Here is a 14320-nt window from a genome sequence, read left to right as displayed (position 1 = left end):
GCTAAGCTGACTGACATGACCAACCCTTCCCCCTGGCGCGCGACGGTGCTGACGCTGTTTCCGGAGATGTTTCCGGGGCCGCTCGGCGTCAGCCTGGCCGGCCGGGCGCTGGCCTCCGGCCTCTGGCAGATCGAGGCGCGGGACATCAGGGCCTCCGCCACGGACCGCCATCGCAGCGTTGACGACACCCCGGCCGGCGGCGGCCCGGGCATGGTGCTGCGGGCTGACGTTCTGGCGGCAGCGATCGATGCCGCGGCGATCGGACCGGACCGCCCCAAGCTGCTGATGAGCCCCCGAGGTCGGCCATTGACCCAGACCCGCGTCAGGGAGCTGGCCCAGGGCCCCGGCCCCCTGATCGTCTGCGGGCGGTTCGAGGGCATCGACCAGCGGGTGATCGATGGCCGCGGTCTGGAGGAGGTCTCGATCGGCGATTTTGTGCTGTCGGGGGGCGAAATCGCAGCCCTGGCCCTGATTGACGCCTGCGTCCGGCTGCTGCCGGGCGTCATGGGCAAGGAAGCCTCGGGAACCGAGGAGAGCTTTTCCGACGGCCTGCTCGAATACCCCCAATACACCCGGCCGCAGCTGTTCGAGGGCGTTCCGATCCCGGAGATCCTGACCTCGGGCGACCACGCCAAGGTCGCCAGCTGGCGGCGGGCGCAATCCGAGGCCCTGACGGAGGCCCGACGGCCCGATTTATGGGCCCAAATCCCGCCGAAGGCACCGAATCGGCCCCGGCGCCAAAAAACGCCAAAAAACAAGACAGACGGGTGACAAACGCTCCGGCTTGCCTTATAGGAGCGGCCACATCCGCAATGGCTGGATAAACGAATTTCGCGCGGCCCCCGTTTCGCAAGGCTGGGCGCGTCGATGGAGATTTACCCATGAACCTGATCAAGCAGCTCGAGCAAGAGCAATTCGACAAGCTCGCCGCCGGCAAGGACATTCCGGAATTCGGTCCCGGCGACACCGTGATCGTCAACGTGAAGGTCGTCGAAGGCGACCGCACCCGCGTGCAGGCCTATGAGGGCGTTTGCATCGGCCGTTCCGGCGGTGGCCTCAACGAGAGCTTCACCGTCCGCAAGATCTCCTACGGCGAAGGCGTCGAGCGCGTGTTCCCGGTGATGTCGCCGATGATCGACTCGATCAAGGTGGTGCGTCGCGGCAAGGTGCGTCGTGCCAAGCTCTATTACCTCCGCAACCTCCGCGGCAAGTCGGCCCGCATCGTCGAGAAGACTGAGCACGCCAAGGCCGCCGTCAACGAGTAAGCTTGCGCTTACAGTCGAATTTCGAGAGCGCGGGGCCACACCCCGCGCTTTTTTGTTGCGTCAGCCGTGCGCGTCAAGGCACTCGCGCTTCCAATTCGGCCTGCTATATATGCTTGGAATGTTTCCAGATCTGACCAGCTTCGTCTCGCCCCGGCGCGTCGTCATCGACGATCGCTCCCGGCTGCCTGGCCGGTTCTTCGGACGCTTCGCGACCTCGGCAACGTCAGAGCTTAGTTCCGCAGCTTAAAGGCTGCGCTGCATACGACTCTGTTGCCCCGCGCGTGACCGCGCTTTTCCGTTACCAACATTCCCGGAGCTTAAGCTCATGTCCAAGCCGACCACCCTGTACGACAAGATCTGGAACGACCATCTGGTGCACGAAGCCGAGGACGGCACCTGCCTGCTCTATATCGATCGCCATCTGGTGCACGAAGTGACCTCGCCGCAGGCGTTCGAAGGCCTGCGCGCCACCGGTCGCAAGGTCCACGCGCCCGAGAAGACGCTCGCCGTCGTCGATCACAACGTGCCGACCACCGACCGCACCAAGCCGAATCCGGACCCTGAGAGCATCGAGCAGATCAAGGCGCTGGCCGACAACGCCAGGGAATTCGGCATCGAATATTTTAACGAGTTCGACAAGCGCCAGGGCGTCGTCCACGTCATCGGCCCCGAGCAGGGTTTTACGCTGCCCGGCACCACCATCGTCTGCGGTGACAGCCACACCTCGACGCATGGCGCGTTCGGCGCGCTCGCGCACGGCATCGGCACATCGGAGGTCGAGCACGTGCTGGCGACGCAGACGCTGATCCAGAAGAAGGCGAAGAACATGCGCGTCACCGTCGACGGCAAATTGCCTGATGGTGTGACGGGCAAGGATATTATTTTGGCCATCATCGGCGAGATCGGCACCGCGGGTGGTACCGGCTACGTGCTGGAATACGCCGGCGATGCGATCAGCGCACTCAGCATGGAAGGCCGCATGACGGTCTGCAACATGTCGATCGAAGGTGGCGCCCGCGCCGGCCTCGTTGCGCCAGACCAGAAGGCGTTCGACTTCCTGCGCGGCCGCCCCAAAGCCCCGAAGGGCGCCGATTGGGATGCGGCGATGCGCTACTGGGAGCGCTTGCGCTCCGACGAGGGCGCGCATTTCGACAACGAGCTGCGCCTCGACGCCGCCAAGCTGCCGCCAATCGTGACCTGGGGCACGTCGCCTGAGGACGTCATCTCGGTGACCGGTGTCGTGCCCGACCCCGACAAGATCACTGATGAAGCCAAGCGCCTCTCCAAGCATCGCGCGCTGAAATACATGGGCCTGACGGCGGGCACGAAGATCACCGACATCAAGGTCGACCGCATCTTCATCGGCTCCTGCACCAACGGCCGCATCGAGGACCTGCGCGCCGCTGCGAAGATCGCCGAGGGCAAGACCGTTTCGGCGCATGTCAACGCCATGGTCGTGCCGGGCTCCGGCATCGTGAAGGAGCAGGCGGAAGCTGAGGGTCTGGACAAGATCTTCATCAAGGCCGGCTTCGAATGGCGCGAGCCGGGCTGCTCGATGTGCCTCGCGATGAACCCGGACAAGCTGGCTCCGGAAGAGCGTTGCGCCTCGACCTCGAACCGCAACTTCGAAGGCCGCCAGGGCTTCAAGGGCCGCACGCATCTGGTGTCACCGGCGATGGCGGCAGCAGCGGCGATCGCGGGTCACTTCGTCGACGTCAGGGATTGGCGCTGAGCTGGTCCCACAATTGTAACTGATGCGGTAAACCGCCGTTAATCGGCTGCGCCGACACTGCGTCCTCGCGAGGACGCAGTGTCATGGCCAACAAGCCTGAATATGTCGATCTGATCAGCGATGCGACCCGCCAGCACCGGCGGCGCGCCACGCCGCTCCGTATCGTCGCCAAGCCCGAGGTGGAGGAGACCTCGCGGTTGAGCCGCTGGCCGCCCGCGATGTTCAAGAAGTGGAAGATCGAGACGCTGATGCGGTGGAAGCCGTCATCCTGGAATGTGAAGGGCTGGCTTTGAGCCACGCAATGAAAAGGGCGCCGCGACGGCGCCCTCTTCATTTCGACCGCACTTACCAATAGCGGTACGGGTAATGCCAGCGATGCCAGCGGCAGATGCGGCGCGGACCGTAATAGGTCCAGATGATCCGGCAGCGGCGCGGATAGTGGTAGTAGGGATAGTAGCCGCCGTCATAATAGCGCCGGTGGAAGTGGCGATAGCCGTAATGCGGGCGATAGTAGCCGCCGCCCCAATGACGGTGATAGCCGCCATATCCGCCATAGCGGAAGCCGCCATAACGATAGCCGCCGCCATGGAAAGCCGGCGCGGCGTGGAAGCCACCGCCGTGGTAGCCACCGAAGTGACCTCCGCCACCATGGAAGCCGCCGAAATGTCCGCCGCCTCCGTGAAAGCCTCCACCACCGCCGCCATGGCGGACCTGGATCATCATGTCGTCGCTTGCAGCCTGCGCCGCGGGCAGCGCCGTCGGATTGATCGGCGTCATCGCTTCAGCGCGGCGCGCGGTCCCTGACGACAGCATCAGAACGGCAAATGCGGCAAGCCCGAGCAAGCGCAACGAGCTTGTCCGGGGACGCAAGGTCCTCAGCATGGAATCTCTCCCTGTCGTTCCCTCGATGAAGCTAAGGACAACGACGTGAACGCGCCATGAATGAACGACGCTCCGCTGGCAAGCCGCGTCACCAAAACGGCCCGTAGCCGATCACGAACGGTGCGGGCACGCCATAGGGATAGGGACGGTAGTAGACGGGCCGCGCGTAATAAGGCGGATCGGGACGCGGAACGTATCGCGTGGCGTCGTATCGAACATGCCGTCGCCCATCGAACACCGCGCGCCCCGCGGAGGCGTCCGGCAGCTTCGTCACCTTCTGCGCGGCGGACATTTGAGGCAGGCTTGCGGAAAGCCCAACGGCAACGGCCAACGCGATCCATCTCGTCATGACGACCTCCGCACGTAACATGAGAGGATCACGCGGCCGCCCGCAAGTTAAAAGCACCCGATCTGGAATGCCGGGCCTGAATCTGTTATGGCTGAACGCGCCCCATGGATGAATGCAGAGGGGCACAGGCAAAGTTCCTGAACATCGGCGCAACATTCCGGACGCCGACGAAAACCAGCCGTCAGCGACACGCGTATCTTCTGGTCGAGCGCATGCAGGAGATGGTCATGCCACAGCTACAGGGATTGCGGATATCCGGCCTCGCGATCGCGGCGGGCATCTTGCTCGGCGCGGGTTCGGCGCTGGCCTCGCAAGGGCCGGGCGTCCAGGGCGGCACGGCAAGCCCGCTGACGCAGCTCGTGATGGCGATCCTGGTTTATGGCGCCTCGGCGATCGTCGTCGGCGCGGGCCTGATCGGCGCGCTGCGCGGGCACTAGGCTCTCGATCAGCCGCGACGCCAGTAGCAGCTCATATGCGGCACGATCACCGTGCCGCTCGGCCGGTATTCCTGAACATAGGTGGCGTTGCATTCGCGGACCGCATCCGGGCCCGGATTGTAGCGCGGATAGACGCCGTCAGGTGAGTAATAGGGCGTGACGCGCAGGCGCGTCTGGGGCCGCTTCCGCGGTGGCGGAGCGTCGGGTGAGACCGCCTGGGCCATGCGGACCACCGTGCCGGCCGTTTCCGCCTGGGCGCTCACGCCGACTTGCGAAAACAACCCCATGCACAGTAGAGCCACCGTTGTTTTTGCTCGCATTTTCCCGCCCACCTGAACCGCCCTCGCATTGGGCTCCCACCGGCCCCACGCTCCCCGTTTTGGCAGCGCGCGTCAACCTCGCGCGCTTATAAAGCCGGATGCATCACCGCGAAACCCGCGCTAAGAGGTGCCCATGTGGACCGACCTGAAAGCGCCCTCGCTGGCCGAGATGGAAGTGACGGCGCACGACATTTTCGAGCGCCTGCCGGCGGAGTTTCGTGGGCTCTGCGAAGGCCTGATCATCCGCGTCGACGACTTCCCCACCGAGGAGGTCCTCGACGAGATGGAATGCGAGAGCGAGTTCGACCTGCTCGGCCTGTTCCAGGGCGTCGGCCTGCCCCAGCAGAGTTTGGGCGACGTGGCGCGGCTGCCCAACTTGGTTTGGCTCTATCGCCGGCCGATCCTGGACTACTGGGCCGAGCACGACGAGAGCCTCGGCCATATCGTCCGCCACGTCCTGATCCACGAGATCGGCCACCATTTCGGCCTTTCGGACGACGATATGGCTGATATCGAGGCTCAGGCAGAGTAGGGCGCGGACTGATCAACGCGCGGTGCAGGGAGGAGCATCGTCAGTCGATAGTCGGGCCATCCCGCGAGAGACAGCGACACCTGCTGATAGTGCAGCCGCCCCATGGTCGGATGATCGAACGCACGTTCGCCGCCTTCGCGCGCCAGAACGCCCTGCGCTTCCCAGCAGCGTTCGAAGTCGGGGCTTCCCAGTCTCAGCTCCTCGACCAGCCGGCGAATCTCGGGGTCGTCAGAATAGACTGTCACGGCCGCGCGGAACTCTGCGACGACGCGACGCGCGCGCGAGGTCCAGTCAAGGATCAGGGTTCGCGCCTCAGGCCTGAGGAAGATGTAGCGCAGCAGATTTTTTTCGCCGTCGGCATCGAGCCATCCTGCAAACAGGAGCGACGCTTTCGCGTTCCAGCGACGCGCGCGCCATGTGCGATCGAGGATGTAGGCGGGCCCATCGATCGCATCGACGCAGGCGAGGACCTCGTCGGGCGGATCATCGGTGTTGCCGGGGCGCTCGGGATCGCGCTTACCCGCAACTTCGAAGAGGTAGCTGCGCTCGGCCCGTGACAGGCGCAATCCGTTGGCGAGACGCGCAAGTGCCGGAGCGGAGACGGAGACATCGCGCCCCTGCTCGATCCACGTGTACCATGTGACGCTGAGGCCGCAGAGCTGGGCCACCTCCTCGCGCCGCAGGCCGGGGGTGCGCCGCCGTGGTCCGGCGGCGAGGCCGAATTCTGCCGGCGACTGGCGCTCCCGGAGCGCCCGCAAGAACGCGCTGAGCGAGAGTGCCGGAGCGATGGGGTCCTGTCCTTTCATGGTGGTTTTTATACCAGCATAAAATTGGTCCTTAAACCGGTATCAACGGCGTGCTAGCTTTTGTTCCGGCTTCGAAGGACGCACAGACATGGGCAAGCAATTTGCTGGGATCGAGCCCGAGCACAGGGCTTTCATCGAGCGGCAGAAGATCTTCTTCGTCGCGAGCGCCCCGCCGAAGGGACGCATCAACGTGTCCCCCAAGGGCCTATCCTCGTTCCGGGTGCTCGGGGACAATGATGTCGCCTACCTCGATTGCACCGGCAGCGGCAGCGAAACCCGCGCGCACCTGATGGCTTCCGATGACAAGCGCCTGACCATCATGTTTTGCGCCTTCGAGGGCCCGCCGGTTGTCCTGCGGCTCTATGGCCAGGGCCGATCGTTGATGCGCGGCACGCCTGAATACGCCGATCTCGCTCCTCGGTTCGAAGAGATGACAGGCGCCCGCCAGATCGTGCGCCTCTCGGTCGACCTCGTGCAGACGTCGTGCGGCATGGGCGTGCCACTGTTCGACTACAAGCAAGAGCGTGGCAGCCTGGTGCGCTACTGGACGGCGCAGGGCATCAAAAACTTACGAAAATACTGGGGCCTGAAAAACGTGAAGAGCATCGACGGCCTACCGACCGGCTTTGTCCCCGACAGCATGGCTCCGCCAACCTGACAGACCAAGATTGCCGAATCCGGCCTAGGATTCGTGCACCAACCGGGCTAAACAGCCGTCCCTGAATTCGAACCAGGAAGCCCACAATGGACAAGTTCACCACGCTGGAAGGCGTCGCGGCGCCGCTGAAGATCATCAATGTCGACACCGACATGATCATTCCGAAGCAGTACCTCAAGACCATCAAGCGGACCGGCCTTGGCAAGGGGCTCTTCTCCGAGCAGCGCTACAAGGACGACGGCAGCGAGAACCCGGATTTCGTCCTCAACCAATCAGCCTATCGCAATGCGAAGGTGCTGGTTGCCGGCGACAATTTCGGCTGCGGCTCGAGCCGCGAGCATGCGCCCTGGGCGCTGCTCGATTTCGGCATCCGCTGCGTGATCTCGACCTCGTTCGGCGACATCTTCTATAACAACTGCTTCAAGAACGGCATTCTGCCGATCCGCGTGTCGCAGGAAGACCTCGACAAGCTGTTCGACGACGCCGAGCGCGGCGCCAACGCGACGCTGACGATCGACCTGCCGAACCAGGAGATTCGCGGTCCCGATGGCGGCAAGGTCAAATTCGAGATCGACCCGTTCCGCAAGCACTGCCTGATCAACGGCCTCGACGACATCGGTCTGACGATGGAGAAGAAGTCCTCGATCGACACCTATGAAGAAAAGCTCAAGCGCGAACGCGCCTGGGCGTAGTTTCAGATTTTCGTTCGAGCCCCGGTGCGAGCCGCGCCGGGGCTTTTTCTTTGCCCCTGATATCCCGTATAGCTCTGCCTCATGCTGCCCGAGATCGTCACCTTCTGGCATGGCCCGATGGACGCGCTGCGCCAGACCTGCCTGCGCTCGCAGCTGGCTGCCGGCCACAAGGTCACAGTCTATAGCTTCGACACCATTCCAGGCCTGCCCGCGGGCGTCGACAACGCGGATGCCGAAGCGATCCTGCCGCACACCTTCTCCGAACGGTTGCGGCCGCCGCAGCCGGACGGCAGCTGGCGCGACTGGACCACGCTGCAGTTCAGCGACTTCTTCCGCATGAAGCTGATGGCGAAGAATCTCGGCCTCTGGCTCGATGCCGACGTGCTGCTGCTGAAACCCGTCGAGATCGATCCGGCCAAGCCCTACTTCGCCTGGGAGCGATCCCGCCGGCTCGGCAACTCCGTTCTCTATCTGCCAAAGGATCATCAGATCGTCGGCGCCTTCGAGAATCTGATGGAGCAGGAGGAGCTGACGCCGGAATGGCTGTCGCTGAGCCATCGCCTGAGCTTTGCGATCAAGCGCCTGAGCGGCGGCTCGCAGCGTCTGTCCGACCTTCGCATCGCCATCTTCGGGCCTCCGGCCTTGACCATCCTTGCACGCCGGTCTGGCGATCTGCAGCGCGCGTTGCCGAAGCGATCGTTCTACGCGGTGCATTCCGAGCCGAAGCTGTTCTTCGAGCCGTCGAGCTATCTCGGCATCGTCACCGATCCCGACGTGATCGGCCTGCACATCTCCGGCAAGGGGCGCTCGCTGCAGCCACCGATGCCGGGCAGCCTGTTTGCTTGGGCGGTGGAGCGGTTCGCGTAGCGGCCGCTCTCCTGCACTCCGAGGCAGCATCGTACGAGGTCGTCATGCCCGGGCTCGTCCCGCCTGCGCGGCCGAAGCCGCTTCGGCGCGGCGAAGGCCCGGGCATCCACGTTCTTCGCGCCAAGAGGCAAGGCGTGGATGGCCGGGACAAGCCCGGCCATGACGGCTGGGAAAGTTCAGTGCCCCAGATACGATTGCGATGCACCTATGGCCTGCGGCTAAGCGATCCGAGTTTGATCCAGCGCAACGCGCTCCTGCATCATTTTGCCTAGTCTTGCTGCATCGCACGACGCCATTGGAGCTTCGCCATGAGCACCGCAAGCAGGCCTTATCCCATCGTCCAGGACCTCATCGAGTCCTTTGCCGGCTGGCTGAAGCACCGCCGCGAGCTGAACGAGATGCGGCAGCTCGACCGCTCCGATTTCGACCGGATCGCGAACGACCTCAGGATCGCGCCTGAGGATCTCGAGGAGTTGGTCCGTCACGGCCACCACGCTGCCGACGAGCTGCCGAAAATGCTGGAGCAGCTCGGCATCAGCGAAGAGCGGCTCGGACAGGCACAACCGCTGTTGCTGCGCGACATGGAGCGGGTCTGCGCGCTCTGCGCTCACAAGGCGCAATGCAATCGCGATCTCGCCGACGGCACGGCCGCGGAGAACTATCACGGCTATTGCGGCAACGCCGCCACGCTGGAAACGCTCGATCGGGCCGAGGTCGCCCAGCACTGAGACGGCGCGCCGATCGCTTCGTCGCGGTCAGCTGCGGCTGGCCATCGCGGCGGCTTCTGCCGCTGCCCGCTGCATGCTGGTCGACATTTCGTTCGTGACCGTGCTCTGCTCCTCGATGGCGGCAGCAGTCGAGGTGACGTATTCGCTGACGTTGTTGATCGCCTGCTTGATCGAGCTCAGCGCGCTGACGACGTCGCCGGAGATGCCGTTGAGGCTGCCGATCTCCGCGCCGATCTTGTCGGTCGCCTGCTTGGCCTGGTTGGCAAGGCTCTTCACTTCGGACGCCACCACTGCAAAACCACGACCGGCTTCACCCGCGCGCGCCGATTCGATCGTGGCGTTGAGCGCCAGCAGGTTGATCTGCCCGGTGATGTTGTTGATGAGTTCGACGATGCCGCTCATCGCCTGCGCGGCTTCGGTGAGGCGCTGGGCCTGCGCATCGGCGGCGGCGACCTGATCCACCGCACTGCTGGCGGTCTCGCGCGACTTGGTCATGGCCTCGGAGATCTCCCGGACCGAAGCGTTCAATTCCTCCGAGCCGGCGGCGACCGATTCCATCATGCCGCGGACGCGCTCGTTGCCCATCCGGACCAGCACCTGCTTGGTGGTGTCGGTGGCATATTTCACGACCTTGAACGGCTTGCCGTTGAGATCCATGATCGGATTGTAGGACGCCTGGATGTAGACCTCCTTGCCGCCCTTGCCGATGCGCTTGTACTCCGCCGCCTGGTACTGCCCGCGGTTGAGCGCGGCCCAGAACTCGCGATAGCCCGCGCCGTCGCGCTCGCTCGGCTCGACGAACATGCTGTGATGCTTGCCCTTGATCTCGGCCAGCGAATAACCGACCGTGTGCAGGAAGTTCTCGTTGGCGGTGATGATCGTGCCGTCCATGTTGAACTCGATCACGGCCTGCGCCTTGTCGATGGCCGCGATCTGGCCGGCAGAATCCGCGCTCTTGAGCTTCTCGGTGGTGACGTCGGTCGCGAACTTGACGACGCCGAACGGCTTGCCGTCCTCGTCCAACAGCGGGTTGTAGCTGGCGAGAATCCAGACCTCGCGGCCGCCCTTGCCGATGCGCTTGAACTCGCCGGCCTGGTACTCACCGCGGTTGAGCTTCGCCCAGAACTCGCGATAGGCAGCGCCGTCACGCTCGGCGGGCGCGACGAACATGCTGTGATGCTTGCCCTGGATCTCCGCGAGCGAATAGCCGAGCGCGTTACAGAAGTTCTCGTTGGCGGTGACGATGGTGCCATCGAGCTTGAATTCGATCACGGCCTGGGCCCGGCCGATCGCCGCGATCTTGGAGGCATCGGCGAGGCTGCGGATCTTCTTCTGGGTGATTTCAGTCGCGATCTTGGCGACCATCACCGTCTTGCCGTTGCCGTCCAGCACCGGGTTGTAGGAAGCTTCGATCCAGACTTCGCGACCGCCCTTGGCGATCCGCTTGAACTCGCGCGCCTGATACTCGCCACGGTTCAGGGCAGCCCAGAACGCCTTGTACTCGGCACTGTCCCGCTGGGCGGCCGGCACGAACATGGAGTGGTGCTTGCCCTGGATCTCGTCGAGCCGATACCCGAGAGCGTCGAGAAAATTCTTGTTGGCCGTGATGATCGTGCCATCCGGGTTGAATTCGATCATCGCCTGCGAACGGCCGATGGCGTCGAGCCGCGCTGATGCATCAATCCGGGACTTGCGACCGAACATTTTCCTGCTCCGAAATAGACGCAGGGTCCGCAGCACATGCGCGAACCTGCGTTCAGTATTCATCGAATTGCTGCGGCCCCAGCCTCGTTCGAATTTCACCCAATCGCGGGGCCGTGCGTATGTCTGGATATCTCAATCGAATTATCAGAGTATTTGTCCGATCGCAGACACTATGGCCGCATTTTGCCACGGCGTTTAACCTGACAGCCACACGGCGCCATCTCGGCGGCCCCTTGGGCCCTGAGGTGCGACAGTCCTGCTGAGAACAGTATCGATATTCGGCAGAAGGCCAGCGTCGAAACGTCACAAGTGCAGTTCGCAATTTCGTCCGTAGCCGGTGTGCCCGCGAAATATGTGATCCATTCGACTGAGCCGAACGTTTCGCTGACCAGGCTCAATTTCCGTAACCGTTGTTCGTCGCCGACACCGGATCAGTCACCCACGCCCTACCCTTCCATACAATCTCCAATTGGTAGCGCCCGGACTCCGATTCGGTAGTTATTCATGCTGAGGAATCTGCTGTGAGCGCCGTCTCATATCTTGACCGCTATCCGTTGTTTCGGTCGCGCGACAGCGAGGTCGCGCGCGAGCGACTGTTCACGGAGTATGGCGCCGATCGATTCGACAAGCGCGGTCGCGAATTCGGCGTCCAGGCCAATTTCGTTCGCCTGGAGTCCATCGGGCTCGCGTTCTGCGCCTATGACGGCGCAACATCGCTGTCCTTTCCCGAATCGCAAATCTTCCGCCAGCTCTTCTCCATCCAGGGAGCTGCCGCCTTCAACACCGATGGGAAGAGCGGGCCTATCGGGGCCTGGAGTCCGATCATCTCCGGCGACGCCAAGCTGGATCTGGATTTCGCACCCGGTTACCGCCAGCTTGTGCTGAGAATAGACGCCTTTGGGATCGCCCGCCTGTTGAGGAGCCTGCTCGGCGACGCCAGCGACGCGACCTTGCGTTTCGACTCGAGCGAAGCCGATCCTGTGCTGATGACCCAGGTGCGCCATGACGTTTTCAGGCTCGCCGAGGAACTGGAAAGATTCGGGCAGGATTACTCACCCATCGCCATTGCCGAACTCGAGCGCGCCATGATGGTCCGGATGCTTCTCGCGCACCGGCACAATTTCTCCGACCGGCTCCAGCGCCCCGCGCCGAGAGCCGGCCGATCGGTGGTCAACGTCGTGGAGTCCTACATCGAAGCGCATTGGGACCGGCCACTCGATCTGGAGAGGATCGCCGAGGTCGCCAAGGTGAGCGTGCGAACCGTTTTCCGCGAATTCTCAGATTCCGGACGGGGATCACCGGGCCAGTTCGCGCGGCGCATCCGGCTTCATCGTGCCGCAGAACTGTTGCGACGGCCTGATGGACAGACCAGCGTCCTTGCTGTCGCGTTCAAATGCGGCTTTCAGAATCTGGGGCGATTCGCATCCGAATATCGTCGGGAAATCGGCGAGTTGCCTTCCGAGACGTTGAAGAATGCGCGAAGAAGGCAATAGCCGCGCAGGCGGCAGCAGCATCTCGCCGAACATACAGCCTTCGACCTGAGCGACAGGGCGCCCGGCTATAAACTCAGCCCTTCCCCATCGCAGCAATCGCATCCGCGATTTCGATCGTACGCCTGGCCATGTCCGCGTGCAGGCGCTCGACCATCGCGCCGTCGAGGCGGATCGCGCCGCGCGAGACGTTTTCGGGCAGCTCGAACGCCGCGATGATTTTTCGGGCGCGTGCGACATCCTCTTCGGGCGGCGTGAAGATCGCGTTGCAGGCTTCGATCTGCGAGGGATGGATCAGCGTCTTGCCGTCGAAGCCGAGGTCGCGGCCTTGCGCGCATTCGGTGGCGAAGCCATCGGGGTTGGCGATGTCGCTATAGGGGCCGTCGAGGATCTCGAGGCCGGCGGCGCGCGTCGCCAGGATGCAATGGGTGATCATCGGAATCATCGCGGCGCGGCCGGGCATCATCTTGATGCGCGTCTCGCGCGAGATGTCGTTGGGGCCAAACACGAAGCCCGACAGGCGCGTGTTGGGATCGCGCCCGGCCTCGGCCAGTTCCTCGGCATGCAGCACGGCGCGGGCGGTCTCGATCATCGCCCAGACCTTCACTGATGGCGCGGCGCCGAGGTGGGCGAGATCGCGGTCAATGGTCTTGAGATCCTCGATGCTTGAAACCTTGGGAACCAGGATGCCATCGGGCGAGGCCTTGGCGGCCATCGCGACGTCTTCGGCCCACCATTGCGTGTCCAGGCCGTTGGTGCGAATCAGGATCTCGCGCTTGCCAAAGCCCTTGGCCGCAATCGCGGCGGCGATGCCGTCGCGCGCAGCCGACTTGGCGTCCGGGGCGACGGAATCTTCGAGGTCCAGGATCAGGCCGTCGGCCGCCAGATTCCGCGCCTTTTCCAGCGCGCGGGGATTGGAACCAGGCATGAACAGATGGCTGCGGCGCGGGCGGGTCATGCGAGCGGTCCTTCCGGTTTCCTCGTCTATTATGACCGAAGCCGATAGCATCTGGCATGCCCATTCGAAAGGCTTGTCCGCGCTACCGGTATATGGTTAGGCATAGGCCATGATCACATTCCCGAAGCACTTGCTGGAAGGCTACAACGCCTTCGCCACCCAGCGGCTGCCGGCCGAGCAGCACCGCTATCGCGAGCTGTCAGTCAGGGGACAGTTCCCTGAAGTGATGGTGATCGGCTGCTGCGACAGCCGTGTCGCGCCGGAAACCATTTTCGACGTCGGCCCGGGCGAATTGTTCGTGGTCCGCAACATCGCCAACCTCGTGCCGGTGTACCAGCCCGACGGCAACGCGCACGGCGTCTCGGCCGCGCTGGAATATGCCGTGACGGTGCTGAAGGTGAAGCACATCGTCATCCTCGGCCACGCGCAATGCGGCGGCATCCGCGCCTTCGTCGACAAGATCGAGCCGCTCACGCCGGGCGACTTCATCGGCAAATGGATGCAGATGTTCATCAAGCCGGGCGAAGTGGTCGAGCAGCGCGACCACGAGAGCATGGCCCAATTCGTCGAGCGCATCGAGAAGGCCGCGGTGTTCCGCAGCCTGGAAAACCTGATGACGTTCCCGTTCGTTCGCAAGGCCGTCGAAGGCGGCCAGATGCAGCTGCACGGCGCCTATTTCGGCGTCGCCGAGGGAACGCTGTTCGTGCTGGACAAGGGAAGCAAGGAATTCAAGAGCGCGCGCAGCGTGGTGTAGCTGATTTCGTAAACTGCCGCGTCAAACGAGATCGTCGTCCCGGACAAGCGCAGCGCCGATCCGGCAACTGTTATGTCGATGGGGCGATCATATAAGGTTTTCGGTCGCGCATCATTGCGTTGAGCACGGTTAGAAGCTTCCTGGCG

At 63.6% G+C, this 14320-nt stretch carries 18 protein-coding genes; 12 read left to right on the top strand and 6 right to left on the bottom strand.

All coding sequences use genetic code 11. The features are described from left to right. The first annotated feature begins 15 nt into the window (after positions 1–15). From trmD to M2427_RS33115, 4 genes are all read left to right on the top strand, one after another. A complete protein-coding gene (gene trmD, locus M2427_RS33130) occupies positions 16–771 on the top strand; it encodes a tRNA (guanosine(37)-N1)-methyltransferase TrmD (protein WP_280711015.1) in 756 nt (251 codons plus the stop codon). A 110-nt stretch (positions 772–881) separates the two neighbouring features. Beyond that, positions 882–1265 (top strand): 50S ribosomal protein L19, encoded by a 384-nt coding sequence (gene rplS, locus M2427_RS33125; protein WP_280711014.1) that lies wholly within the window; start codon positions 882–884, stop codon positions 1263–1265. Positions 1266–1590: 325 nt separating this feature from the next. Further along, positions 1591–2997: a 3-isopropylmalate dehydratase large subunit gene (gene leuC / locus M2427_RS33120; RefSeq protein ID WP_280711013.1), complete on the top strand. Its 1407-nt coding sequence runs from the start codon at positions 1591–1593 to the stop codon at positions 2995–2997. Positions 2998–3080: 83 nt separating this feature from the next. Further along, positions 3081–3290, top strand: coding sequence for a hypothetical protein (locus M2427_RS33115; RefSeq protein WP_280711012.1), 210 nt, complete (start codon positions 3081–3083; stop codon positions 3288–3290). Positions 3291–3342: 52 nt separating this feature from the next. Here M2427_RS33115 and M2427_RS33110 read toward each other — a convergent pair whose 3' ends face one another. Further along, positions 3343–3879: a hypothetical protein gene (locus M2427_RS33110; protein ID WP_280711011.1), complete on the bottom strand. Its 537-nt coding sequence runs from the start codon at positions 3877–3879 to the stop codon at positions 3343–3345. An 88-nt stretch (positions 3880–3967) separates the two neighbouring features. Continuing rightward, complete coding sequence (locus tag M2427_RS33105) at positions 3968–4228, bottom strand: hypothetical protein (RefSeq protein ID WP_280711010.1); 261 nt, start codon at positions 4226–4228, stop codon at positions 3968–3970. A gap of 227 nt (positions 4229–4455) precedes the next feature. Between M2427_RS33105 and M2427_RS33100 the strand changes: the two genes are divergently transcribed. Continuing rightward, positions 4456–4665, top strand: coding sequence for a hypothetical protein (locus M2427_RS33100; RefSeq protein ID WP_280711009.1), 210 nt, complete (start codon positions 4456–4458; stop codon positions 4663–4665). Positions 4666–4673: 8 nt separating this feature from the next. Here M2427_RS33100 and M2427_RS33095 read toward each other — a convergent pair whose 3' ends face one another. Then, positions 4674–4952, bottom strand: coding sequence for a hypothetical protein (locus M2427_RS33095; protein ID WP_280711008.1), 279 nt, complete (start codon positions 4950–4952; stop codon positions 4674–4676). Between the two features lie 166 nt (positions 4953–5118). On the opposite strand from M2427_RS33095, the gene M2427_RS33090 reads away from it, so the two are divergent. Then, the gene (locus tag M2427_RS33090; protein WP_280711007.1) at positions 5119–5517 is read left to right on the top strand and encodes a metallopeptidase family protein; all 399 of its coding nucleotides are present in this window, start codon (positions 5119–5121) and stop codon (positions 5515–5517) included. Here the strand turns inward: M2427_RS33090 and M2427_RS33085 are convergent. Then, positions 5505–6323 (bottom strand): helix-turn-helix transcriptional regulator, encoded by an 819-nt coding sequence (locus M2427_RS33085; RefSeq protein WP_280711006.1) that lies wholly within the window; start codon positions 6321–6323, stop codon positions 5505–5507. The genes M2427_RS33090 and M2427_RS33085 overlap by 13 nt on opposite strands. 88 nt (positions 6324–6411) lie before the next feature. Here M2427_RS33085 and M2427_RS33080 point away from each other — a divergent pair, with 88 nt between their 5' ends. The 4 genes from M2427_RS33080 to M2427_RS33065 all read left to right on the top strand — a co-directional run bounded on the left by M2427_RS33080 (position 6412) and on the right by M2427_RS33065 (position 9268). Then, entirely contained in the window at positions 6412–6981 is a 570-nt protein-coding gene (locus M2427_RS33080; RefSeq protein ID WP_280711005.1) for a pyridoxamine 5'-phosphate oxidase family protein, read from the top strand. Between the two features lie 86 nt (positions 6982–7067). Continuing rightward, the gene (gene leuD, locus M2427_RS33075) at positions 7068–7673 is read left to right on the top strand and encodes a 3-isopropylmalate dehydratase small subunit (protein WP_280711004.1); all 606 of its coding nucleotides are present in this window, start codon (positions 7068–7070) and stop codon (positions 7671–7673) included. Positions 7674–7754: 81 nt separating this feature from the next. Then, positions 7755–8540 carry a hypothetical protein gene (locus M2427_RS33070; RefSeq protein WP_280711003.1) on the top strand — a complete coding sequence of 262 codons (786 nt, stop codon included), beginning with the start codon at positions 7755–7757 and terminating at the stop codon, positions 8538–8540. A 308-nt stretch (positions 8541–8848) separates the two neighbouring features. Next, positions 8849–9268, top strand: a complete 420-nt coding sequence (locus M2427_RS33065) for a hypothetical protein (protein WP_280711002.1) — start codon at positions 8849–8851, stop codon at positions 9266–9268. A 27-nt stretch (positions 9269–9295) separates the two neighbouring features. Here M2427_RS33065 and M2427_RS33060 read toward each other — a convergent pair whose 3' ends face one another. Then, positions 9296–10972, bottom strand: a complete 1677-nt coding sequence (locus M2427_RS33060; RefSeq protein ID WP_280711001.1) for a PAS domain-containing methyl-accepting chemotaxis protein — start codon at positions 10970–10972, stop codon at positions 9296–9298. A gap of 521 nt (positions 10973–11493) precedes the next feature. Between M2427_RS33060 and M2427_RS33055 the strand changes: the two genes are divergently transcribed. Beyond that, on the top strand, positions 11494–12465 hold the full coding sequence (locus M2427_RS33055; RefSeq protein ID WP_280711000.1) for an AraC family transcriptional regulator: 972 nt from the start codon (positions 11494–11496) through the stop codon (positions 12463–12465). Between the two features lie 73 nt (positions 12466–12538). Here M2427_RS33055 and M2427_RS33050 read toward each other — a convergent pair whose 3' ends face one another. Next, complete coding sequence (locus tag M2427_RS33050) at positions 12539–13420, bottom strand: CoA ester lyase (RefSeq protein ID WP_280710999.1); 882 nt, start codon at positions 13418–13420, stop codon at positions 12539–12541. Positions 13421–13529: 109 nt separating this feature from the next. On the opposite strand from M2427_RS33050, the gene M2427_RS33045 reads away from it, so the two are divergent. Further along, entirely contained in the window at positions 13530–14174 is a 645-nt protein-coding gene (locus tag M2427_RS33045; protein ID WP_280710998.1) for a carbonic anhydrase, read from the top strand. Positions 14175–14320 lie beyond the last annotated feature (146 nt).

Source organism: Bradyrhizobium sp. BR13661, from assembly GCF_029892425.1.
Taxonomy (GTDB): Bacteria; Pseudomonadota; Alphaproteobacteria; order Rhizobiales; family Xanthobacteraceae; genus Bradyrhizobium.
This window is presented reverse-complemented; position numbering and strand designations above follow the sequence as displayed.